The sequence below is a fragment of the Bradyrhizobium sp. LTSP857 genome (assembly GCF_000938285.1).
In the GTDB taxonomy this organism is placed as follows: Bacteria; Pseudomonadota; Alphaproteobacteria; order Rhizobiales; family Xanthobacteraceae; genus Bradyrhizobium.
In genome coordinates this window covers 203746-227215 of sequence record NZ_JYMS01000038.1, presented here as the reverse complement: position 1 = coordinate 227215, position 23470 = coordinate 203746, and the positions used below count along the sequence as shown (strand labels likewise).

The window sequence follows — 23470 nt, the reverse complement described above, 5'->3', positions numbered from 1 at the left end:
TCATTTCATCCCCTGTTGTCCTCTGTTTTTTCATGCGGAGACGGACTCCTGGCGTTGTGCGGCCAATGCGCCGGCCGCACGCCGTAGGTTGTAGGCGCAGCAGGCCAGCACGATGTGCACCTGATTGCGCTCGAAGTTGAAGAAGCGCATCCGCCGGAGACCATAATGCTCCTTGAACACGGCGTACGGACGCTCGACGGCGGCGCGCACCTTGGCGATTAGTTTGTTGCGCAGCTTCTGCCGCGGCGGCAGTTCGGGATGATGCTTGTTGGGCCGATGCATCAGGCGGTCCTTGATGCCAGCTTCTTTAAGACGCGCGTGCCGGGCATGCGTGTAGTAGGCCTGATCGCCATAGACCGCGGCCTCATCGCCGCAGAACAGACGATCCGCTGGCTCGGTATCGGTGATTGAGGCGTCCGTCACATGGACGCGACGAATGAGGGTGTGACCTGCATCCACGCCCGTGTGGATTTTATAGCCGAACACGCTCTTTTTGCCTTTCCGGCCCCAGCGAGCATCGCGATCCGCAGATGGTTTGGGTGGCGTATCCTCGCCATCCTTGCGTGCCTTGCGGGGCGGAGTGGCTCGTGCCGCGATTAACGAGGCGTCGACCAGCGTTCCCTGCTTGAGGATCAGCTTCTTGGCCTCCAACTGCCGATTGATCTCAGTGAAGATCTTCTCGATCAGACCGTCCTTGGCGAGTTCCTGCCGAAACCGCCACAATGTCGTGTGATCCGGGGTCTGATCGTGCAGGCTCAGACCAACAAAGCGGCGGAACGACAACCGGTCTGCAATGGCCGCTTCCAGCGCGGGATCAGACAGATTGTGCCAGATCCCGGCGAGCAAGCAGCGAAGCAAGACTTCCGCCGGATAGCTGCTGTTGCCGGCACCATCGCCGCCCCGCTTGCCAAGCAGCGAGCGCAGCGGCGCCCAATCCACAACAGCCTCCACCTCATCCAGGATGCTGCTTCGCGGTGCCCGAACCAGGCCATCCGCCAAGCTCATCTGACCGACATTGCGCTCAACCATGGCTCCCCTCGCTAGAATCAGCCATGATTCAAAGAATCACGTGCAGCCGATTGTGCAAAGCCCTCACAAGGGGAGAGGGTAAGAACCGCGTCCGGGACACGAGAGTTGGCTACAACCCCGCCTTCGCGATCGCATCCGCAAACGAGCGGTCGACCACCTCCGTCGCATCGAGCTTCTGCTTGATCAAGCCCCAGCGGAAATAGAGATCGATCGTGCTCTGCTCGTCCGCGACCACGCCGTCGTCGATCGGAGCGATCCGGATCTTTGCGCGCGACAGCCAGTTCTGCGGGACGGCTGTCGGGATGTTCATCAGCTTGCCCCAGGTCTCGGCATAGCCATTCACGTTCGTCAGCGACCATGCGCGTGCCACCGTGAGGCGGCGGATGAAGTCCGTCAGCTCCGCGCGCTTGTCGCGGATCGCATCCGGCCGCGCCACCTGAAAACTCAAGCCCGGTGTCAGGCCCTCCGAGGTGATGATGCGGCGTGATTTGAACAGCACCTCCTCCTGGCTCACATAGGGCTCCCAGGTCGACCAGGCATCGACCGAGCCTTGCGTGTAGGCGATCTTGGCATCCGACGGCGCCAGGAATGCGAGCTGCACGTCGTTCGCACTCCAGCCATTCTTCTCCAGCGCTGCGAGGATCAACTGATGGCCGATTGAACCGCGGCCGGTCGCGATCTTCTTGCCGCGCAGATCGGCGAAGCTTTTGATCGGCGAATTCTCCGGCACGAGAATGGCAAGCCCCTCGCCCGTCTGCCGGATCGCGGCAATCGCCTTCACAGGCGCTCCGGAGGCGGCAGCGAAGGTGAAGGGCGCATCGCCAACGAGCCCGGTCTCGATGGCGCCGGCGCTCAGCGCCTCCAGCAGCGGCGCGGCGGCGGGAAACTCCTTCCACTCGATCTTGTAGGGGACGTCCTTCAATACGCCCGCCGCTTCCATCACGGCCTGCGAATTGCCCTTCTGGTCGCCGACCCGGAGGGTGGTTTGCGCCGCCGCCAGCTCGAACGAGCCGAACAGCAGCGCACCGGCCAGCATGAGGCGGATCATTCCGCCGCCTCGCCGCGTGCGACCTGGCGCTCGGCAATGAGCTTGCGCGTCAGCGGGATCAGCTCACGGCCATATTCGATGGCGTCGGGAAGCGGATCGAAGCCGCGGATCAGGAAGTGGCTGACGCCGAGATCGTAATAGTCGGCGAAGACCTCGGCGACCTGCTCGGGCGTTCCGACCAGCGCGGTGGTGTTGCTGTTGGCGCCGGTGAGCTTTGCGATCTCGGTCCACAGCCGCTTGTCGATGCGCGTGCCCTGGTCGGCCAGCGCCAGCAACCGCTTGGCGCCGTCGGTCGCGTGATTGGGCCGGCGATAGCCGGTCTGGTCCTGGAGCGCGGTGGCCTGCTCCAGAATCGTCTCGGCCTTCTGCCAGGCCTTCTCCTCGGTGTCGGCAAGGATCGGCCGCACCGACAGGCTGAAGCGCGGGCTTGGCCGCCCGTGCTTCGCGGCCGCCGCACGCACGCGCGCGGTGACGTCGCGCACCTGGGCGTAGGATTCGCCCCACAGCGCAAACGTGTCGGCATGCTTGCCCGAGACCTCGATTGCGGCATCGGAGCCGCCGCCGACGAAGGTGTAGATGCCCCCCTTCTGGAGCGGCTTCACCTGCGAGAAGCCGTTCTCGACGTTGTAGTACTTGCCGCTGTAGTTGAACGGCTTCTCGCTGGTCCATTCCAGCCGCACCACATCGAGGAATTCGCTGGTTCGGGCGTAACGCTCGTCCTTGTCGTCGAGCGTGTTGCCATCCTGGCGCAGCTCGATCGCATTGCCACCGGTGATGACGTGCAGCGAGACGCGGCCGCCATAGAATTGGTCAAGCGTGGCAAGCTGACGTGCCAGCAGCGTCGGCGCGGTAAAGCCCGGGCGCTGCGCGATCATCACCTTGAGCTTCTTGGTGATGGTCAGCACATGCTGGGCGACCTGGAGCGCATCCGGCGTGGTCGAATGGAACGCCAGCAGCGCACGGTCGAAACCGGCAAGCTCGTGCGCCTTCGCGACCGTCTCGATATAGGCCGGATCGAGCACCGGACCCTGGCGCACGATAGTCTCTGAAGCGTTGCTGTTCGCGATAAAGCCGATGAACTCGACCGACATGATCGTCTCCCTGATTGTTTGGCGAAAACCTAAAGGCCCAATGCGGCACGGCCGAGGCCGATACGGGTGGAATCGTCCTGCGGCGTGTGCACGCGGCCGCACAGAACGTCGCGATAGTGCCGCTCCAGCGGATTGGTGCGGCTGAGGCCGTGATTGCCGGTGAGCGACAGTGCGTCCTCGACCACGGCAACGGCATTGTTGGTCACGGTCAGCTTGACGGCATTGGATTCGCCCGTGGACAGTTCGACACCATCGTCGAAATCGCCAGCGAAGGAATCAAGCAACCGCGCACTGACTGCGAGACGGGCCTCGATGGCGCCAAGAATCTCCTGCGCGCGCGGCAAGGTCGCGAGCGGCGCGCCGAGGCTGGCGGGAACGCGCTGCTTCAGGAAGGTGACCAGCCAGTCGCGCGCAGCTCGCGCGACACCGTCATAGATCGCCGCAACGAAAACCGTGTGGACGGTCGCCTGTGTAACGTCGCGTGCACTCCAATCCGCGGGCTTGCGAACATCCACCTCGGCGTCGAGCGGGATGACGACGTCGTCGAAGATGACGTCATGACTGCCGCTGGCGCGCAGGCCGTGATGGTCCCAGGTCTCGACGATGCGCGTGCCCGGCAGGACCGCCGGCACCAGGAACTGGCCGACCCGCGGCTCAGCCTCGTCGGTCCGCGCCCAGACCAGATACCATTTCAGGATCGGCGAGCCCGTCGAATAGATCTTGTGGCCGGTCAGGCGCCAGCCGGTCTCGGTGCGCCGCGCGATCGTCGCCGGCAGGCCGCCGCGCGCGGGCGAGCCGAGCTCAGGCTCGACGCGCAGCGCGTTGACGAGGGCAAGGCCCTCGACCGTCTCGCGCGCAAGCTTGCGTGACAGACGTAGCGGCCAGGTCGGGCTCCGCCCCATCACCAGATGGTTGATGTAGTGCATCGACAGCACCAGCGCGGTCGACGGATCAGCCTTACCAATGATGCCGAGGACGCGCGCGGTATATCTTGCGTCGGCGCCTGCTCCCCCATGGGCCGCCGGCACCGTCAGCGACAGCAGGCTTGCTTCCGAGAGCTCCCGAAAATTCTCGAAGGGGAAGCTGCCGGAGCGGTCGTGTTCCGCTGCGCGCGCAGCGAAGGTTTCCGCCAGCGCCTCGGCGCGCGCGATGTAGTCGGGTTCGCTATGGGCTGTGCGCCCTTTGGCTATGGACGTTACCATGTGACATCTAATCCCAGAAGGCCGAGGATCTGGCGGCGCAGATCCGCAAGATATGGATCGCCGCGATGGCGCGGATAGGGCCGATCGACACGGATGTCGGCCTTGACCCGTGCCGGGCGGTCGCTGAAGACAATGACGCGGTTGGCGAGCACGAGCGCCTCCTCGGCATCATGCGTCACCAGCAACGTGGTAAAGCCCTTGCGCTGCCACAGCGAGACGAGCTCGGCCTGCATGGTGATGCGGGTGAGCGAGTCGAGCTTGCCGAGCGGCTCGTCAAGGATCAGGATTTTGGGATCATTGACCAGCGCGCGGGCCAGCGCGACGCGCTGCGCCATGCCGCCGGAAAGCTGGTGCGGATAGGCATTGCGGAAATCCGCCAGCCCGACGAGGTCCAGCGCGGCATCGACGCGGTGACGCTGGCTCTTCAAAATGCCCTGAGCTTCCAGCCCCAGCGCGACGTTGTCCCAGACCGAGCGCCAGGGAAACAGCGTCGGATCCTGGAACACGACGACGCGCGAAGGATGCGGACTTTTGATGCGGACCTCGTCCTCGCGCAGTGCTCCCGCCCTGGGTTTGTCGAGACCTGCGACGAGCCGCAGCAACGTCGACTTGCCGCAGCCGGAAGGGCCGAGCAGCGCGACGAATTCGCCGGGCTCGACCGAGATGCTGACGTCGCTGAGCACCGGCAGCTCGGCGCCGTCGATGTCGAAGGCGTGGCTCACCTGCTCGATGTCGAGCGCGGCGCCGGCGGCCGAATGCGTGACGGCTTCGGCGAGAGCTGCTTCTACCATTTCACGGTCCCCTTCTGCCAGACCAGCAGGCGGTCGCGGATCGCGAACAGCAGCGTGATCGCGCCGGAGCAGAGCAGCGACATCACGATCAGCGCCGCATACATGTTGGCGTAGGCGGCCCAGCCCTGCGCCCATTGCAGGTACCAGCCGAGCCCAGCCTTGACGCCGATCATTTCGGCAACGACGAGCACAGCGAAGGACGAGCCGAGGCCCATGAACAGGCCGACGAAGACATGCGGCAGTGCGGCGGGGATCGCGACCTTCAGCACCAGGAAGGAGGGCTTTGCACCCAGGGTGCGCGCGACGTCGTAATAGGCGCTGCTGACGCTCGCTACGCCCGACCAGGTCAGCACCGTGACAGGAAAACCGGTCGCGAGTGCGATCAGGAAGGTCGAGGCGCTCCAGCTCGACGGAAACGTGAAGAAAGCGATCGGCAGCCAGGCGGTCGCCGGCAGCGGGCCGATGAAGCGCAGCACTGGATGCACCCAATAGCCGACCGCGCGCGACCAGCCGATCGAGACGCCGGTCAAAAAGCCGACCGCAGCGCCGATGAGATAACCGCCGAGCTGAAGCTTGACCGAGGCAAAGACGCTGTCGAGCAGCTTTGGCAGATCGTCGGTATAGACCTCGATGATCGACTGTGGCGGCGGAAAGAATGGCAGCGGCAGCCAGGCGAACTTTGCGGTCGCGAGCTCCCACAGCGTCAGGAAGGCGCCGAGCGCGACGAGCCAGGCTGCGCGCTGGCGCAAGGCACGGCCTGCCGATCCCAGATAATCGGCGCCGACGGTTCCGAACAGGGCGACCGCAGCAACGATGAAGGCGGCAATACCGAGCGAATGCGTGCGCGACCAGTCGCCGACATCCTCCCACAGCAGACACGACAGGCCGAAGGCGATCCAGGCGATGCTCGCGGCAACGCCCGCGCCGGACTCTCGCACCCACGCAAGCAAGGGCGCGCGCGAGACCCGCGGCGCGCCCGACGCGAGGCCGTCAGACAGCGAATACGTCGACATAGATGCGCTCCGCGAATTTGGCGGTATCGGTGCTCTGCTTGAAAACCTGAACGCTCTTCAGATCATCGGCATAGGCCTTGAGCTCGCGCTTCAGCACCTCGCCCGTGGGATGATGGTGGTGCGTGTGATAGCGCACCATGCCTTCGATATCGGCAAGCGATGCCGCTTTCGGCGCGTAGGGCTGGAACGATTTTGCCGCCACCGCCGGGTTCTGCGAGGTGAACATCGCAGCGTCGAGCAGCGCCTGCGTGAGAGCGCGCGCGACCTGCGGCTCCTCGCGCACCAGGCTGCCACGGAGACCCACGATGCAGCAGCTCTTGTCGCGGTAGTCTCCGTCGAGGTTGGAGGCGACCTCCTTGTACTGGGCATCCTTCAGCCAGAGATAGGCCAGTGGATCGGACGACAGGAAGGCCTGCACCTCGCCCTTCTGGACCGCGACATCGAGCAAATTGCCGGGATAGGCGCGCCAGTCGACATCCTTGTTCGGATCGATGCCGAGTTTCGCCAATTGGATCGAGAAGAAGTTCTTGTCGGGACCGGCGAGGTCGCCGACCGCGACGATCTTGCCCTTGAGATCGGCAAGCTTGCTCACGCCGGAATCAGCGCGCGACAGCACGCGCATGCAGCCGCCATGGGTGCCGGCAGCGATCTTGACGTCAAAGCCCTGCTCCAGCGGCTTCAACCAGCGCAGCGCCATGCCGAGCCCGGCGTCGCTTTTTCCCGTCGCGATCGCCTCGAGCAACTGGTCGGTCGAGCCGGAGTAGTTGACGAGCTCGACGTCGAGATTCTGCTTCTGGAAGAAGCCGTGCTCGATGGCGACCGGCAGCGGCGCGAGGCAGACCGCGCCAGCGTTCCACGACAATTTCAGCTTGCGCGGCGCACCGGTAAGCGCGGGGGCATCGGAGGCCGTCTGGCACAGCGGGAATTCCGAGAGATCGATGCCGGGCGCGACCGCGCGAGGCGCAAAAGCCTGCGCGCCCAATGCGCCGAGCGGCGCGGCGAAGGCCGCCGCAAGCCCGGCCTGGAGCAGATGGCGCCGGTCGAGGCGGGATCCGCCGTGCTTGTTGTCGTTGCTCATCGGTCCCTGCTCCTGCGCTGGCACAGCTTCGCTGTCTGCGCAACGCCCCGCGTTGCGCATGTTCCGTGCGGAGCTGCGGTGAGAGAAAAATCTTGCTGTCGGCGATCACGCGCCGCTTGATGCGATGCGCAAATCATGCGGCGCGCTGGCCGCATCGTCAATGAAATGGAATTTCGAATGTGATGCGCGGCGAAGTCATTCTCTCCACCGGTACGCTCGGGAACGATGAAACGATTTTCGCCGCCGCTTTGGCTGGTTCTCCCAGCCACGACTCCGTCACCTGCACTATTTTCGCGCAATTTCGCGCGCGTGCACGGCACGTTCTCGAAAGTGGCCATTCGTTGAAACGTCCTTGCTCGTCGTGCGCGCAATACGGATGGCCATTTCATTGACTGCGCATCGCGCACTCATAGACTTGATCATCCAGCTGCATCGTTCGCTCACGCACCGTGAGCAACGCAACATGACGGATCATATGAGCATCAACTCCCACGACTATCCCATCACACGCAGGCTTGCGGTCTCGCTCTTCGCCGCGGCCGTGACCTTGTCGACAGCGGCCGCATCGTTCGCGGCCGACACGGTCGTGCTGCGCGTCGGCGACCAGAAGGGTGGCAACCGCTCGCTGCTCGATATCTCAGGTTATGCGAAGGACCTGCCCTACAAGATCGAATGGTCGGAATTCCCCGCCGCAGCGCCCATCCTGGAAGCGCTCAACGCCGGTGCGCTCGACGTCGGCTATACCGGCGATCTCTCCTTCCTGTCGGTCTACGCGGCCGGTGCGCCGATCAAGGCGATCGGCGGCACCAAGTCGGATGCGAAGACGCAGGCGATCCTGGTGCGCCAGGATTCGCCGATCAAATCTGCCGCCGACCTCAAGGGAAAACGTCTCGCCGGCACCCGCGGCGGCTGGGGTCAGTTCCTGATCGATGCGACGCTTGAGAAAGCGCAGATCAAGCTGGAGGATGCGACCTTTGCGCCGCTGGGTCCGGTCGACGCCAAGATCGCGCTGGTCGCCGGCTCGATCGACGCGTGGGCGGTGTGGGAGCCCTACGTCTCGTTCGCGACTTTGAAAGACAAGGCGCGGGTCATCGCCGATGGCGAGGGCCTGACGCCGACCATCACCTTCATCGTCGCCTCCGACAATGCCATCGCCACCAAGCGCGCGGCGGTGCAGGACCTGTTGCAGCGGCTGAACAAGGCGCGGCTCTGGTCGCTGGATCATCTCGGCGAATACGCCAAGAGCACGGCCGAGCTGACCAAGCTGCCCGAGGACGTGTTGCTGTCGGCCTACACGGCACAGCGCACCAGCCCGATCGTGATCGATGAGAACGTGGTGAAGGAAGTCCAGGAGGCCTCGGACCGCTCGACGCGCTACGGCATCCTGACGAAGAAGCTCGACGTCAGCCAGGCCGTGGACCGCAGTTTCACCGCCGCGGCGGCCGGATCGAACTAAACGGAGGCGGCGAGATGAGCGGGCTCCGTCTCAAGGCCGGCCCGCTGCATCTCGCTGCGATCGTGCTCGCGCATTTCGCCTGCATGAGCCTGATCGTCTGGCTATCTCTCTAGTCGGTTGCCGCCGATCTCAGGCATCGAAACCGGTATCCGTGTGCTCGTCCACACTCACACCCCTTCGCAATCCATTGATCCTGATCAATGGTCTGCCATGGGAAGCGTGAGCCGATGACCTCTCACTCTGAAGACGGGAGGTTAAAATGAAACATTGCAGGCCCGGAATGCTGATACTGGCCGCGTTGGTTGCCGCTCTTGGGCTATCAGGCTCATTTGAACGCTCATCCACCGACGGCCTCTCGCTGTCGATCAGCAGCGCAGAAGCCAGGGTCGGACGGCCCTTGACACCCGTCAGCGTGGCCGGCGTTGCGCGGCGCACCACGCGGCGCGCCGTTGTCGGTGGCGCGGCCGTCGGTGCGGCGGCTGTGGGCACATGCGCTCGCGTCTACGTCAACGGAGCCTATGTCTGTCGGTGACGAACCAGCGGGCTTGCCGGACAGCCGGCAAGCCCGAAAGTCTCGAATTTGCGTGCAGCGCACAAGACGCCCGGATCTGCCTTAATTGTGATCAGCCGGCGATGCCTCCACTACGCCGATGTGACACCGGTACGACGGCGCCAGAGGGCTGAGCGCGGCGGCAAAGCGTTAAGCTTCCTGCGCGTTCGCAACCAACAAGCATCTTCCCGATTTACCATTGGTACCGTTACTATCGGTTCCAATGATGCGCGGCCGAAAGGCTTTTCGCGAAAGCCGCTTTTCGCGAAAGTCTTGGCATGTGCCAAAGTGTGGGAGGATGACATGAGTGCCGCCGGAAATGAGCCGCTTGCCCGCCAGGCGCTGGCGTTCGTCCTCGCCGGCGGACGCGGCAGCCGGCTGCTGGAGCTGACCGACCGGCGCGCCAAGCCAGCGGTCTATTTCGGCGGCAAATCCCGCATCATCGATTTCGCACTGTCGAACGCGGTGAACTCCGGCATCCGACGCATCGCGGTCGCGACCCAGTACAAGGCGCACAGCCTGATCCGGCATCTTCAGATGGGTTGGAACTTCTTCCGCCCCGAGCGCAACGAGAGTTTTGACATCCTGCCCGCGAGCCAGCGCGTGTCGGAGAGCATGTGGTATGTCGGCACGGCGGATGCGATCTACCAGAACATCGACATCATCGAGTCGCACAACGCCCGCTTCATCGTGGTGCTCGCCGGCGACCACATCTACAAGATGGATTACGAGGTGATGCTGCGGCAGCATGTCGACAGCGGCGCCGACGTCACGGTCGGCTGCCTGGAAATGCCGCGCGCGGAATCGTCCGGCTTCGGCATCATGCATATCGACGAGAACGGCTGGATCCAGGAGTTCCTGGAAAAGCCGGCCGATCCGCCGCCGATGCCGGGCAAGCCGGACGTCTCGCTCGCCAGCATGGGTATCTACGTGTTCGACACGAAATTCCTGTTCGACCAGCTCAAGCGCGACGCCGAGGACCCGCACTCCAATCACGATTTTGGTAAGGACATCATTCCCTACATCGTCAAGAACGGCCGCGCCATCGCGCATCAGTTCTCGACCTCCTGCGTGCGGACCGGTACCGAACCGCGCTCCTACTGGCGCGATGTCGGAACGGTCGATGCGTATTGGGCCGCCAACATCGACCTCACCGACGTGGTGCCGGAGCTCGATTTGTTCGACCGCGCCTGGCCGATCTGGTCTTATTCCGAGATCACGCCGCCCGCGAAATTCGTCCATGACGAGGAGAGCCGGCGCGGTTACGCCGTGAGCTCGCTGGTCTCGGGCGGCTGCATCATCTCGGGTGCCTCGCTGCGCCGTTCGCTGCTGTTCACCGGCGTGCGCATCAACTCCTACGCCAGTGTCGAGAACGCCGTGATCATGCCCTACGTGAACGTCGGGCGCGGCGCCCGGCTGAAGAATGTCGTAATCGACCGCGGCATCGAAATCCCCGAGGGGCTTGTCGTTGGTGAGGATCCCGAGCTCGACGCCAAACGCTTCCGCACCACCGAGCAGGGAATCTCGCTCATCACCCAGCCGATGATCGACAGGCTGAATACATGACGCCTGTTCGCGTCCTCGCGGTCGCTTCCGAAGTCTATCCCATTATCAAGACCGGCGGCCTTGCGGATGTCGCCGGCGCGCTGCCGATTGCGCTGAAGGCGCATGGGGTCGAGATGCGCACGCTGATGCCGGGCTATCCCGACGTGATGCGGCTGCTCTCAGGCGCGGAGGAGATCCGGCGCTGGCCGGATTATTTCGGTGGCCCGGGCCGCCTGCTCGCGGGCGCGCGCGACGGGCTCGATCTGTTCGTCCTGGACGTGCCGCATCTCTACGAGCGACCCGGCAACCCCTACGTCACCGCTGATGGCGTCGACTGGCCCGACAATGGCGTGCGCTTCGCAGCGCTGTCGCGCATCGCCGCCGATATCGGCCACGGCCTTGTCCCCGCCTTCGTGCCCGATGTCGTGCACGCTCATGATTGGCAGGCGGGGCTCGCGCCGGCCTATCTGCACTATGACAACCGCCCGCGACCCGGCACCGTGATGACCATTCACAACATGGCCTATCAGGGCAAGTTTTCGCGCGAGCTGGTCGGTTCGATCGGCCTGCCCTGGGACTCCTTCAACGTCGATGGCGTCGAATATTTCGGCGGCATCAGCTTCCTGAAAGCCGGGCTGCAACTCGCCGATCGCATCACCACGGTATCACCGACCTATGCGCGGGAGATCCAGAGCGACGAGGGTGGCATGGGGTTCGGTGGCCTCCTGCGCGAGCGCGCAAGCGTGCTGAGCGGCATCCTCAACGGCATCGACATCTCGGTCTGGAATCCGCACACCGATCCGCACATCGCCTATCGCTTCAGCGCCGAGGAGCTGCCATTCCGTTCGGCCAACAAGGCAGCGCTGCAACAACGGCTCGGCCTCGATCCGCGACCGGATGCGCTCCTGCTCGGCGTCATCAGCCGTCTGTCGTGGCAGAAGGGGCTCGATCTCCTGCTCAAGGCGATGCCCACCATCCTCGGCGATGGAATGCAACTGGCCCTGCTCGGCAGTGGCGATGCTGAGTTACAGGATCGCTACCAGGGGACCGCACGCGGGCATCCGGGCCGGATCGCGGCCGTGATCGGCTATGACGAGGCGCTCGCGCATCTGATTCAGGCCGGCTCCGATGCGCTTCTGGTGCCGTCGCGGTTCGAGCCGTGCGGCCTGACCCAGCTCTGCGCGCTGCGCTATGGCGCTGTGCCGATCGTGTCGCGCGTCGGGGGTCTCGCGGATACCGTTACCGACGCCGCGACGGGCTTCACGTTCGGACCGGTCACATCCGAAAATCTCTCGGCGGCGCTGGCACGCGCGAGCTTGGCCTTCCATGACAAGCCGGCATGGCGACAATTGCAGCTGGCTGGCCTCGCGACCGACGTCTCCTGGCGCAACCGGGCGGGCGAGTACGCCACGCTCTATCGCGACCTCGTGGCATCCCGCCGCACGGCGTGACCACCATAGAATCCATGCTATTGAGCCCGCATGGAACCCTTCGCGATCAAGCTGATCGGCTTTGCAGCCGCCACCTGCACCACCGTCGCTTATGCGCCGCAAGTCATCAAAGTCTGGAAGACCCGCTCGGCGCGCGACATTTCGCTCGGCATGTTCCTGATCATGGTGCTGGGCCTGGCGCTCTGGCTCATCTACGGCCTGCTTTCAGGTGATGCGCCTCTCGTCGCCGCCAACGCCGTCACCATGCTGCTCGCCGGCGGCATTCTGGTGATGAAGCTGCGATACGGCTGAGACTCTTCACCCAAACACGTACGACGCCATCGCGACGCTTGCGACCTCATCGACGAAAACGCGTGTGCCGACATCGCTGCCGGCAGCACCGGCCGCCACCATCAGCGGCAGCAGATGGTCCTCGCGCGGATGGGCGAGACGCGCGCTCGGCGCGTTCTGCCAATCGACAAGCATCGCGTTGCGGCGCGCCGCATCCGGCGCACCGATGGCATCGTTCAGATAGGCCTCGAAATCATACGAGACCGGCTTGGACTCGGCGCGCCCGAAACCGCGCATATTGTGATAGGTGAGCCCGCTGCCGACGATCAAAATGCCTTCATCGCGCAGCGAGGCGACCGCCTGCCCGACCCGAATGTGCTCGGCCGCATCATAAGTCGACTTCAGCGACAACAGCACGATCGGCATGTCGGCATTCGGATACATCAGGCCGAGCGGCACGAAGGTGCCGTGATCAAAGCCCTGGTTGGGATCTTCCCGACAATCGAAGCCTGCGCGCGTGAGCAACGCCTTCACCTCGGCGGCGAGCTCGGGCTTTCCCGGCGCCGGATATTTGAGGTGATAGGTGTGCTCGGGGAAACCGTAATAGTCGTACACCATCGGCGGATGCGCCGAGGTCGACACGGTGAATGCCTCGGCCTCCCAGTGGCCGGTGATGACGAGCACCGCCTTCGGCTTCTCGGTGAGAAGCTGCGGCAGCCGGCCGAACTCCGCGGCGGTCTTGGCATATTGCACCCGCCTGTCCTCCATGAACGGCCAGGGGCCACCGCCGTGGGACAGGAAGAAGGTCGGTAATCGCGTCATGGATGTCGGCTCGCCGGTTTCGCAACATGCGCGTGTAACAGTCGCGCAATCGGTGGCGAGCATAGGCAAACCCGTATGGTTAGCAAGTCGTTAACGATTTGCCTCCCACAATCAAGCGTGGCCGAAGGAATCGGCCAGAAGACAAGCGAGTCGTTGAGATGAAGAAGTTTGCGCTGGGGGACGTCGTCAACAGTGACAAGGGCCGCCGCGGCGTCGTTCGTGCCGCCTACAGGTCGAAAGAAGGCCTGCAGTTCTATGCCGTCGAGAAGGACGGCGCGATGGACTATCTGGAGGAAGACCGGCTGAGCCCGGCGCCCCGCGTCGAACTCGCGGCTTAAATCCAACTCATTTTTTGCTCTCACGCGCGAGCCGGTCCAGACGCTCTACCCAAGGGTCGTCGCCACTCGTGATGTGATCATTCGCGATCAGCAACAGGCGGTCGCGGTCTGCGGCCGCGTCCCAATGCGGCAACTCGGCGCCGTTGGGATCGCCGCTCCTGGCAAAGTTGATCCAATAGGCACGCAAGCGGTTTGCGACCTCGCGATCCCGCCGCGAGAAGATGCCCGCACCGGGCACGCCTTCCACACCGAAGATGAATTGCAACTCCCGCCCGTCCCCCCCGTCGGGATTGCCGCGCCGGGCTTCCGGCACATAGGCAAAGCGATAGCGGAAGGTCGGCGCGCCGGTTGCGGCATGAAGCCGGGCCAGCAATCGCGCCGGCTCGGAGAAGACCTTGTCCGTGTAGAAACTGGCCGCGAGGTCTGACAGCCTTGCGGCGTCGGGATAGAGCCTGCGCAGCTCGTCGATGCTCTCGCCTGAGGACGACAGCTCGTTCTTGATCTCCAACTCGCCGTCAAAGCGTGTCTCATCGTCATTCGAGCCGATGATCATGGGAATGCGGCTCTCGTGTCCTGCGGCAAATCCCGCAGCGATGTCTTCCGTCACCAGGCTTCCATCTACCGCCGGCGCAAAACTGCGCGGCCCTTTTTCCAGTAGACGTTGTTCAGCGGCAAGCAGCCGCGCCGGTTCGGCTGCGCGCAAATCTGCCCCCTGACCGAACGCTGCGACGAACTGCCGACCCGCGGCGTCTGCCTCTTGTGACGGAGGCAGGCGCGCCCGACCAGGCACCGATTGCAGAATGGCCTTCTGAAACAGATCGCGCGATTGCGCGCACAGCATCAACAGCGCGATCGAAGTCGCGCCAGCGCCATTGCCGAACAGGGTGACGTTGTTGGGGTCGCCGCCGAAGGCCGCGATGTTGTCGTGCACCCAATGCAGGGCCGCGATCTGGTCCATCAGGCCGTAATTGCCGGAGCCGCCTTCCGACAGTGCGGGATGCGTGAGCCAGCCGAACGCGCCCAGGCGATAATTCATCGTCACAACGATGAGGCCGGCCTGCGCGAGCTTTGCACCGTCGAACAGCGGATCGTTCGCAGTGCCCGTGACGAAATCGCCGCCGTGGATGAACACCATCACCGGCAACGGGCCGTCGACGCCGAACGGACGAAACACGTTGAGCGTCAGGCAGTCCTCGCTCGCGCCCCGCAGCGATGGCTGGAGGCACGGCGCACCGTAGTCGTAGACGGTGCGCATCTCCGAACTCTCGGGCATCGCCTGCGGCGGACGCCAGCGGAGTGCGCCGACCGGCGGCGCCGCATAGGCAAGCCCTTTGAAGGAGGCCACCTCGCCTTCGACGGCGCCGAGCATCTGGCCCTCGCGCGTCAAGGCGAACGGGAACTGGCCGACCGGTTGGGCCACGGCCACATCGGCGCAGCAAAGGACGACGGAAACCGCAATAAGCGCAAGCAGGGATCGCATCTTCGGGGATCTCGATGCGCGGAAAGGTTCCCCGGGAGGTTACGTCTGCGGCCAGCGGCGAAGCAAGCTTCCCGATTGCGGACCTAGCCGCCCTTGGCAATAATCTCCGCCAGCGCGTGCCGCGCGATGATGCCGAGTTCTCCGAGCGTGGAATGGCCGGATCGCGCCGCCTCGATCAGGCGCTCGGCGATGAACCGGCGGCTGTCGTGATCGCCGCCATGCGGCAATTGCCGGCACGTCTCCTCCAGGACGACGTCCATGTTGGCTTTGGTCCGCTCACTCAACTCTGTCATGACGCCCGGTCGGTACGCGTGGCTAGTAACCGCAAGCATACACAGACGGATCGTACATGATTAGCCCGGGCAATCACGGCCATTGTGCATCGCGATGCGTGCATTGAAGCAACCTTCGCGCGGCCACGATGACGCCGCAAACGGCTACCGAGGATTGCACTTGTTCTGATGACAAGCCGAGCCTGCAGCGCTAGCCTGCCGGCAAAATAAAATACACGGGAGGAATACCATGCCTGACGCAATGGTCGCCGCACGTGAGTCCAAAGCGGCGAGTGGAACAGCTCAACAAGTCGATGTTGCCGTGGTCGGCGCCGGATTTGCCGGCCTCTATCTTCTCCATCGCCTGCGCAAGGCCGGCCTCTCGGCCGTCGGTCTCGACGAAGCTGGCGATGTCGGCGGCACCTGGTACTGGAACCGCTACCCGGGCGCGCGTTGCGATATCCAGACCATCGACTACAGCTATACGTTCGATCCGGAACTCGACACAACCTGGACCTGGTCGGAGAAATACGCGGCCCAGCCCGAGATCCTGCGCTATCTCGGCTTTGTCGCGGATCGCTATGATCTGCGCCGCGACATCCGCTTCAAGACCAAGGTCACCGAAGCCAAATGGGACGAGAAGGCCGAGCGCTGGCAGCTGACTACCGACAACGGTGCACCGGTCTCCTGCCGCCACTACATCATGGCCACCGGCTGCCTCTCCGCACCGAAGCCGCCGGAGATCGACGGCGTCAAGGATTTCAAGGGCGAGGTGTATTTCACCGGACGCTGGCCGCATGGCGGCGTCAATCTCGCGGGAAAACGCGTCGCCGTGATCGGCACCGGCTCGTCGGCCATTCAGTCGATCCCGTTGATCGCAGCACAGGCCGCGCATCTGACCGTGTTCCAGCGCACGCCGAATTTCGCGTTGCCCGCGCACAACGGCCCCTCTCCGTCCGATCGCATGGATCTATTCCAGAGCGACCGCGCGGCCTATCGCGAACAGGCACGCCAATCGATGACCGGCGTGCCATATCCGCAGCAGACGGTGGTAAGCTGGCAATTGAGCGATGCCGAACGCCGCGAGCGCTTCGAACGCGCCTGGGCCGCCGGCGACCTCGTCCACATCCTGACCCAGCTCTGGGCCGACCAGGGCGTCGATTTCGACGGCAATGCACTGATCGGCGAGCTGATCCGCGAGAAGATTAGCGCTGCCGTGAAGGATCCGGAGACGGCGGCAGCACTGATGCCGCATGATCATCCGTTCGGCGCAAAGCGTCCCTGCCTCGATACCAACTACTACGCGACCTATAATCGGCCGAACGTCACGCTGGTCAATCTGCGGCAGGAGCCGATCAAGACGATCACCGCAGGTAGCATCACCACCGGCAAGCGCAGCGTCGATGTCGACGTGATCGTGTTCGCGACCGGCTTCGACGCCATGACCGGCGCGATCCGCGCCGTGCATCCGATCACCGGACGTGGCGGCAAGTCGCTGACCGACGTATGGGCGCAGGGGCCGCAGAGCTATCTCGGGCTGACGGTCGAAGGCTTCCCGAACTTCTTCATGATCACCGGGCCCGGCAGCCCGTCGGTGCTGTCGAACATGGCGGTGTCGATCGAGCAGCATGTCGACTGGGTCGTGGATCGCCTCAAAGCATTGCGTGATGCCGGCTTCACCACGATCGAGCCGACCGAGACGGCGCAGGCCGGCTGGGGCCGGCACATGACCGACTGCTCGATGGTGACGCTGCATCGGCTCGCCAACACCTGGTACACGGGCGCCAACGTGCCCGGCAAGGTGCAAGGCCTGATGCCCTACACCGGCGGCGTCGGCCCCTATCGCAGCATCTGCGACGAGGTCACGAGCCGTGGCATGCTCGGCTTCAGGCTCACCGGCCCCGACGGCGCTGCGCAGTGCAATGACGGCGAGGTAGTGCAGCTGCAACCCGATGTGCGGCTGGTGCTGAACCTGCTCGCGTCGCTGAACCTGCCGCCGATCGAGTCGATGGGCGCGCAAGGCGCGTGCGCCTTCGTCAACGAGTTCAACAAGGGCCGCCCTGCGGGACGGCCGATCGGCGACATCGTCGACGGCACGCTGCCGGGCACCGACGGACCGCTTCCCTATCGTGTCTACAAGCCCGCAGCACCGGGGCCGCATCCGGTCGTGGTCTATTTCCACGGCGGCGGCTGGGTGCTCGGCGACGAACAGTCCGACGAGCCGTTCTGCCGCGACATGGTACGGCGGACCGGCATGATCTTCGTCAGCATCGGCTATCGCCATGCGCCGGAGCATCGCTTCCCGACGGCGGCCGAGGACGGCTATGCGGCAACGCGCTGGATCGCCGAGCACGCAGCCGAGCTCGGCGGCCAGCCGGGCCCGGTGCTGGTGGCGGGCTGGAGTGCAGGCGGCAATATCGCCGCCGTCACCTGCCAGCTCGCGCGCGACCGCGGCGGCCCGGAGATCGCCGGCCAGCTCCTGCTCTGCCCGGTGACCGACTGCAGCTTCGATCGTCCCTCCTACAACGACAATGCGACCGGCTATTTCCTGACGCGTTCGCTGATGTACTGGTTCTGGGACCTCTACTGCTCACCGGCCGACCGCACCGATCCGCGCGTCTCGCCGCTGCGCGGCAAGGTGGCGGGCCTGCCGCCCGCCTTCGTGGTGACCTGCGAGTTCGATCCCTTGCGCGACGAGGGCATCGCCTATGCCGAGGCGATGGCAGCCGCGGGCGTCCCGGTCGAGCAGCTCAAGGCGCGCGGGCATTTCCACTCGTCCTTTGCCATGGTCGACGTGGTGATCACCGGCGTCCAGGGCCGGACCCAGATGGCCGAAGCCCTGCGCCGCTTTGCCGGGCTTCCGCCGGGGGTCCGGCATGGCGACGAGAACAGCCATGGGCATGCCAGCCCGGGGCACAGGATCGCGGCAGCCGCAAGCTGAGGCGCACACATCGCCGGGGAACTATTTCCCGGCCGATGCGTTGTCGCTGCGTGGCATTGAGATGCAGCGATTGGTGTGGGCCCCGGCACGCAAGCCTTGCGTGCTGGGGTTCTTTTTGCGTGAGGCGGGGACGATGGGTGGCGTATCGGTTGATTCAAAGGTCGATTTCAGCGTGCTCGCCGTGCTGCATAAATGGCCATCGCTAGCAAACCAGCGAAGGCCGGAGCGGGAATCCTACCAGGTGAGCCAAGGCACGCTCGACCAGTGCATCTCGGCTTTCATGGAGAAGCCGGCGGCAACCCGGCATCTCTATGAGATCCACACGGCGCCGCAGCCGCCGCTGGTCACGGACATCTTGTCGGCCGAGCACGTCACCGAGCTGTCACGGCTGCGGGAATTCCTCTGAAGGCGTCCGCGCGACAAGCTTCTCACTTGCTTCTTATGACTTGCCAGGAACCTTCTTCCAGTTGTTCCCGTTATCGGGGATCGGAAGCCAAGAATCCAAAGAAGGCGTGAGTGCCTGAGATGCTTGAAGCCAGTGTGTCTCGTCCGACCGTGCCCTATGGCGCAGATCAGACCCTGTTCGTGGTGATCGATCGCCGCGACAAGGGAACTGAAATCCGCGTCGAGCGCAGCGACCTCGAGGCCACGATCGGCGAGCTCGTCGCCGGTTGCTTCAACGACCCCATCAAGGTGATCTCCTTCAACACGCTCGAACACTGGATGAAGGATATCTCGACCGAGATCGCCGGCGAAATTCGCGCGCGTTGCGATATCGATGGCATCCGGCTTCCGGACTACCTCAGCGACTTCGTCGAGAGCCACACCTGATCGCGCATCGTCTTCACCGATACGCTTCAATAACGCAGGCAACAAAAAAGCGCCGCTTCCGCGGCGCTTTTCGTGTGGCAACAATATTTGTTTGAGCATGATCTTACCGGAAAACCGCTCCGCACTCTTCCGGATCATGCATCTAGTGATGCCAGAACAATGCCAGCAGCAGAACGATCGGCAGCGGCACGCCAGGCAACCAAAGCAAAGCACCTCGTCCAAAACCCATGACGTCCTCCTCTTCAATCCTATTCATGACGCAGGAGAAGAGAAGAAGTTCCGCGCTTTGAGGCGAGGGCGAATGCGTTCAGAGCATGGATCGATCGCAGGCGTTACGCGCGCCGCCTGCCGGCGATGACCTCGATCTCGCGGCGGCGTTCGCCCGCGAAGGTCAGGAGCTGTTCGATCGTCCGCGTATCCGTGATCCGTTTGGCGAGCCGCTCGGCGCGTGCGGCCTGATCTTCGAGATACTGGATCGTGTTCAAGCGCCGCCTCCCCAAAAGCTCCGAATTTGGAGCCGCGATTTGTTTGGACAGCCATGGTGCGCGAGAAGCGGCTAACAGCCGGTTAAGCGCGACGCTTCGACGTCGATCGATCGCGCCTTATCGCACGACGTCGAGCCTGACATTGGCGACGCCCCTGTCGACCATGCCGAGCGCCTCGGCCGCGGAAGGAGAGATGTCGACCACGCGCCCACGAACATAGGGCCCGCGATCGTTGACCCTGACGGTCACGAAGCGGCCGGAGGAGACATCGGTGACGCGCAGCTTTGTGCCGAACGGCAGCGTGGGATGGGCCGCGGTCAATTCGTTCTTGTCGAACTTCTCGCCGCTCGCGGTCTCCGTATCCGAATAGAAGCTGGCAACGCCCTGCGACGCTGTCTGCCTGGCACTCGCTGCATCGTCAGACGGACGCGGCCTGTGGATCGGACGCGGATGCAGCGCCGCCACCCTGTGCGGACGCTCGATCGCGGTTTGCCTCGTGGTCGGAGCAAGATCGGCTTTCTGGCGGCCGGCCGGCGATTGCGCGCACGCCGCAAGCGATGCAGCACCAACGGCGACGAGCAGCAACCGACACGAGGATGTCAGCGAAATCCGGGCAGTTTCGGCATTTGCAAAGCGAGACATGATGCGCCCTCCGAACAACCCTGAGTTTCGGTGGGCAATCGGGGCAGAACCTTGGCTGAAGGAAAGCGGCCTTGCGGCCACCATCGTTTCGCGCCGGCTGTGGCGATTCCACCACAGTTGATGTTCTGAATCGGGACAGATTCGCGAAAAATCAGCTCGATACGATGCGCCAGAGGATCGGGCGCGTCTCCGGCCGGGCCTCGCCGGTCTCGGCGTCGCCCCTCAGAAGCCGCACCAGCTCACGCCGGTAGAGCAACCGCCAGCCGGTTTTCAGGCCGGCGAGAAAGTCGAGCTCCCGTTGTGTCAGTGCGCACATCATGGACCCGATCCGGTTGCGAGGGCCGCGTCGTCAACCGACGAGGCCCCCCATCGCTTTGACGTCCGCGCTGCCGGGGAAGACCGTCTCAGCAAGAATCTTTTCCTCGACGCGCAGATGATCCCTCAGCAGGCCCTTCAGCACGGCGCGCAAATCGGTGGTCGGCTTGAGATCGCGGTCCTCGAACAGCTGCGCCGACTTCAGTCCCGGCCAGTCCGCGATCACACGACCGCCCGCGAGCGCGCCGCCGATGAGGAAGGCGACTGTGCCGGTGCCGTGGTCGGTGCCTTGCGTGCCGTTGATGCGCGCGGTGCGGCCGAACTCGGTGACGACGGCGACGACCGTCTCGCCCCACACCTCACCCATGTTGCGTTCGATCGCGGCAAAGGCGCCGTCGAGCGCACCGAGCAGATTGTAGAGCTGGCCCGAGGCAGCACCTTCGGCGATGTGCGTGTCCCAGCCGACAAAACCCATGGCGCCGACACGCGGGCCGTCAGGCTTGGCAAGATAGCGCGCCGCGGTGCCGGCGGCTTCGGCGAAGTAGGCGCGCACACGCTCGATGCCGGGCGGCATCAATGTCGGATCGTCCGACATCGGATCGCCGGTGCCGGGCGCGCCGCCGAGCGAAGCGAGCTTCATCCGCGCCTGGAGCACGGTCGCGAGCTTCGGATCGGTGTGCTGGTAGAGATCGAGCAGGCGGTTCTGCGTGTCCTCGCTCGCCGGCAGCAATTTCTGCGGCACCCATGTCATCACCGGTGCCGAGCCGCGCACCACCAGCGGCGTCACCGAGCCGATGCCGAGCGCGCGGCTGCCGCGCGGGTCGACGCGGCCGCCCGATTCCAGCGCGAGCAGCGCACGGTTGAGCCATCCCGAACTGGTGGCGCCGGGCCTGGTGAACCCGCTCTCCAGAACGTCCTGGCCGTCGAAATGCGAGCGCTCGCGATAGGGCGTCGCGGTGGCGTGGACGATCGAGGCCTTGCCGCTCTTGTAGAGCCGGTGCAGGTTCGGCATCGCCGGATTGAGCGCAAAGAACGCATCGAGCGGCAGCGCGGGCGGCTTGCCGTCCAGCGCCAGCGCGCGATCGCCGCGCAGCGAAATCCAGTCGGGATCGCCGACGGGTGCGACCGCACCAAGACCGTCGAGCGCGCCGCGCAGGACGACGACGAGCAGACGCGGATCGCGCCCTTCGGCCCGCGCAAGCCGCGGCATCTGGCTCCATGCGAACAGCGCACCGGAACCAACCAGAAGCTCGCGCCGCGTGGGCAGATGATTGACGAAGCCCATGCTCACCTCCTCTGAAAATCTGCCGACATGAACAACAACGCCAGCGCCTGCTGCCGGCTCTCGGCGCGGCCGACGGCTTGCTTCACCTCGGGCGCGATCTCGGATGCGAAGACGTCCTCGATGATCGCTTGCGGATCGGCTGTGGCCGCCACACGCTCGGAAAAATTATTGGCGAGGTCGAGCCGCCGGCCCACGCCGTCGATCCAGCTTGCCTCGTCATCTGGATAGCCCTTGGGCGCCGACGGGCGCCACAGCCCCTCGCCGAGAAGATCCTGGCCTGCGGTGAAGCGTGTGGGATCGACGTCCTTGATGCCGGTCGCGCGCACCATGCCGACGACCCATTCGCCCGGACGCTTGAGCTTTGACGGCGGCCCGCGCCAGGCCTCGTCCGACGAGACCATCGTGATCGCGACCTGCTTGAGATCGCCCTCGGTGTCGCGGAAGGTCTTTGCCATCTGCTCGACCAGTGCCGGCGGCGGCTCGTCGGCCACGAAATGCCGTGCGAGCTTGGTCGCGACATGGGTCGCGGTCGCCGGATGTGCGGCGAGATCGCGCAGCACGGCGCGGCCCTGCTCGGCGTCCTCCTGCTCGTAGCGTTTGCCGAGCACAGTCTGCCCGCCGGGCTCGTGGAGCCGCGGGTTGAAGGTGAATTCGCCGCCGTGCTCGGGATTATCTCCGGGCGGAACCAGCGTCCATCCCGTCAACACATTGGCGAAGCTGATCACGTCGTCCTGGGTATAGCCGGTGCGAACACCCAGCGTGTGCAATTCCATGATCTCGCGCGCGATGTTTTCGTTGAGGCCGCGGCTGCGGTTGATGCCGGCGATCGAGTTCGCGCCCATCGAGCCGAGATTGTCGAGATAGAACAGCATCGCCGGATGGCCCTCGACGGCCAGAAGCAGATCGACGAAATGGCCGAGCGCATTGGCGCGAACGGCCTCGCGCTCATAAGCACCCGACATGCTCTGGATCTTGTAGGCCGAGATGCAGAAATGGTTGGACCAGAACCACACCAGCCGCTCGGCGAAGCCGATGTCGGCGCCGAGCGCGGCTTCCGTGCGCAGCTTGGCTTCCTGCAAATAGATCGGACGTCCGGGATCGGGGACAGCCTCGGCGGCCTGCTTGGCCGCCATTTCGGCCGCGTCTTTCTCGGTGCCTGAACTCTGCACCTGCCCTTGCGTTTGATCTTCCGACATGACCGGCGCCGCAGCCACCTGCTGCTTCTTCGCCTGCTGCTGCGCCTGCTTGGCGCGCGCCGCCCGCCGCGCATTGGCGTCGGCCACGGTGCGAAAGGCTTTCGCACTGGAGGGAAGGCTGGCGGCGGCGCTCAACACCAGCGGCCGGTCGAGTTCGGCGATCAGCGCGCCGCGCGGGTCGGTCCCGACAGCGGCGATTGATCCCGGTCGCGGCCCCATCCCGAAACGATGAAGCGCCAGCACTGCTTCGGCCTTTGCAGAATTGCTCATGGCGAACGCCCAATTCTCCAAGCTGCCCGACGGAAGCGAAGTCGCCACCATCAAGCTACGATCCGTAAT

General features: G+C 64.6%; 24 protein-coding genes. 9 read left to right on the top strand and 15 right to left on the bottom strand.

All coding sequences use genetic code 11. From position 1 onward, the window contains the following. Window positions 1–30 precede the first annotated feature (30 nt). From UP06_RS24815 to UP06_RS24785, 7 genes are all read right to left on the bottom strand, one after another. Window positions 31–1029 carry an IS5 family transposase gene (locus UP06_RS24815; protein ID WP_044999899.1) on the bottom strand — a complete coding sequence of 333 codons (999 nt, stop codon included), beginning with the start codon at window positions 1027–1029 and terminating at the stop codon, window positions 31–33. A gap of 109 nt (window positions 1030–1138) precedes the next feature. Then, a complete protein-coding gene (locus tag UP06_RS24810) occupies window positions 1139–2077 on the bottom strand; it encodes an ABC transporter substrate-binding protein (RefSeq protein WP_045006267.1) in 939 nt (312 codons plus the stop codon). Further along, window positions 2074–3168, bottom strand: coding sequence for an LLM class flavin-dependent oxidoreductase (locus UP06_RS24805; RefSeq protein WP_045006266.1), 1095 nt, complete (start codon window positions 3166–3168; stop codon window positions 2074–2076). The genes UP06_RS24810 and UP06_RS24805 overlap by 4 nt, the downstream gene beginning before the upstream one ends. Before the next feature lie 29 nt (window positions 3169–3197). Further along, window positions 3198–4370, bottom strand: coding sequence for an acyl-CoA dehydrogenase family protein (locus UP06_RS24800; protein ID WP_045006265.1), 1173 nt, complete (start codon window positions 4368–4370; stop codon window positions 3198–3200). Next, window positions 4364–5161, bottom strand: a complete 798-nt coding sequence (locus tag UP06_RS24795) for an ABC transporter ATP-binding protein (RefSeq protein ID WP_045006264.1) — start codon at window positions 5159–5161, stop codon at window positions 4364–4366. The genes UP06_RS24800 and UP06_RS24795 overlap by 7 nt, the downstream gene beginning before the upstream one ends. Beyond that, complete coding sequence (locus UP06_RS24790; protein WP_045006263.1) at window positions 5155–6174, bottom strand: ABC transporter permease; 1020 nt, start codon at window positions 6172–6174, stop codon at window positions 5155–5157. Before UP06_RS24790 ends, UP06_RS24795 begins: the two co-directional genes overlap by 7 nt. Further along, entirely contained in the window at window positions 6152–7252 is a 1101-nt protein-coding gene (locus UP06_RS24785) for an ABC transporter substrate-binding protein (RefSeq protein WP_045006301.1), read from the bottom strand. Before UP06_RS24785 ends, UP06_RS24790 begins: the two co-directional genes overlap by 23 nt. 475 nt (window positions 7253–7727) lie before the next feature. On the opposite strand from UP06_RS24785, the gene UP06_RS24780 reads away from it, so the two are divergent. From UP06_RS24780 to UP06_RS24765, 5 genes are all read left to right on the top strand, one after another. Further along, window positions 7728–8708, top strand: coding sequence for an ABC transporter substrate-binding protein (locus tag UP06_RS24780; RefSeq protein WP_045006300.1), 981 nt, complete (start codon window positions 7728–7730; stop codon window positions 8706–8708). 259 nt (window positions 8709–8967) lie between these two features. Next, complete coding sequence (locus tag UP06_RS42195) at window positions 8968–9240, top strand: hypothetical protein (RefSeq protein ID WP_082078575.1); 273 nt, start codon at window positions 8968–8970, stop codon at window positions 9238–9240. A 321-nt stretch (window positions 9241–9561) separates the two neighbouring features. Further along, the gene (gene glgC / locus UP06_RS24775) at window positions 9562–10824 is read left to right on the top strand and encodes a glucose-1-phosphate adenylyltransferase (protein ID WP_045006262.1); all 1263 of its coding nucleotides are present in this window, start codon (window positions 9562–9564) and stop codon (window positions 10822–10824) included. Continuing rightward, window positions 10821–12254: a glycogen synthase GlgA gene (gene glgA / locus UP06_RS24770; RefSeq protein WP_045006261.1), complete on the top strand. Its 1434-nt coding sequence runs from the start codon at window positions 10821–10823 to the stop codon at window positions 12252–12254. Before glgC ends, glgA begins: the two co-directional genes overlap by 4 nt. Window positions 12255–12284: 30 nt before the next feature. After that, a complete protein-coding gene (locus tag UP06_RS24765) occupies window positions 12285–12545 on the top strand; it encodes a SemiSWEET transporter (protein WP_045006260.1) in 261 nt (86 codons plus the stop codon). 6 nt (window positions 12546–12551) lie between these two features. On the opposite strand, the gene UP06_RS24760 is transcribed toward UP06_RS24765, so the two are convergent. After that, complete coding sequence (locus UP06_RS24760) at window positions 12552–13346, bottom strand: DODA-type extradiol aromatic ring-opening family dioxygenase (protein ID WP_045006259.1); 795 nt, start codon at window positions 13344–13346, stop codon at window positions 12552–12554. 158 nt (window positions 13347–13504) lie between these two features. Here UP06_RS24760 and UP06_RS24755 point away from each other — a divergent pair, with 158 nt between their 5' ends. After that, window positions 13505–13684 (top strand): hypothetical protein, encoded by a 180-nt coding sequence (locus UP06_RS24755; protein WP_045006258.1) that lies wholly within the window; start codon window positions 13505–13507, stop codon window positions 13682–13684. 7 nt (window positions 13685–13691) lie between these two features. Here the strand turns inward: UP06_RS24755 and UP06_RS24750 are convergent, their stop codons facing one another. Together UP06_RS24750 and UP06_RS24745 are read right to left on the bottom strand one after the other, a co-directional pair. Beyond that, window positions 13692–15164, bottom strand: a complete 1473-nt coding sequence (locus UP06_RS24750) for a carboxylesterase/lipase family protein (RefSeq protein WP_045006257.1) — start codon at window positions 15162–15164, stop codon at window positions 13692–13694. 83 nt (window positions 15165–15247) lie between these two features. Beyond that, window positions 15248–15496: a hypothetical protein gene (locus UP06_RS24745; protein WP_045006256.1), complete on the bottom strand. Its 249-nt coding sequence runs from the start codon at window positions 15494–15496 to the stop codon at window positions 15248–15250. 190 nt (window positions 15497–15686) lie between these two features. Here UP06_RS24745 and UP06_RS24740 point away from each other — a divergent pair, with 190 nt between their 5' ends. From UP06_RS24740 to UP06_RS24730, 3 genes are all read left to right on the top strand, one after another. Beyond that, window positions 15687–18377, top strand: coding sequence for a flavin-containing monooxygenase (locus UP06_RS24740; protein WP_045006255.1), 2691 nt, complete (start codon window positions 15687–15689; stop codon window positions 18375–18377). Between the two features lie 133 nt (window positions 18378–18510). Further along, window positions 18511–18783 (top strand): hypothetical protein, encoded by a 273-nt coding sequence (locus UP06_RS24735; protein ID WP_045006254.1) that lies wholly within the window; start codon window positions 18511–18513, stop codon window positions 18781–18783. 119 nt (window positions 18784–18902) lie between these two features. Continuing rightward, complete coding sequence (locus UP06_RS24730; protein ID WP_045006253.1) at window positions 18903–19208, top strand: hypothetical protein; 306 nt, start codon at window positions 18903–18905, stop codon at window positions 19206–19208. Window positions 19209–19540: 332 nt separating this feature from the next. Here the strand turns inward: UP06_RS24730 and UP06_RS41620 are convergent, their stop codons facing one another. The 5 genes from UP06_RS41620 to UP06_RS24715 all read right to left on the bottom strand — a co-directional run bounded on the left by UP06_RS41620 (window position 19541) and on the right by UP06_RS24715 (window position 23401). Further along, a complete protein-coding gene (locus UP06_RS41620; protein WP_197087372.1) occupies window positions 19541–19693 on the bottom strand; it encodes a hypothetical protein in 153 nt (50 codons plus the stop codon). A gap of 117 nt (window positions 19694–19810) precedes the next feature. Next, entirely contained in the window at window positions 19811–20335 is a 525-nt protein-coding gene (locus tag UP06_RS24725) for a septal ring lytic transglycosylase RlpA family protein (RefSeq protein WP_045006299.1), read from the bottom strand. 151 nt (window positions 20336–20486) lie between these two features. Continuing rightward, window positions 20487–20654 carry a hypothetical protein gene (locus UP06_RS41615; protein ID WP_197087370.1) on the bottom strand — a complete coding sequence of 56 codons (168 nt, stop codon included), beginning with the start codon at window positions 20652–20654 and terminating at the stop codon, window positions 20487–20489. Between the two features lie 30 nt (window positions 20655–20684). Beyond that, the gene (locus tag UP06_RS24720; protein WP_045006251.1) at window positions 20685–21935 is read right to left on the bottom strand and encodes a DUF1501 domain-containing protein; all 1251 of its coding nucleotides are present in this window, start codon (window positions 21933–21935) and stop codon (window positions 20685–20687) included. Between the two features lie 2 nt (window positions 21936–21937). Continuing rightward, complete coding sequence (locus UP06_RS24715; RefSeq protein ID WP_045006298.1) at window positions 21938–23401, bottom strand: DUF1800 domain-containing protein; 1464 nt, start codon at window positions 23399–23401, stop codon at window positions 21938–21940. Between the last annotated feature and the right edge of the window lie 69 nt (window positions 23402–23470).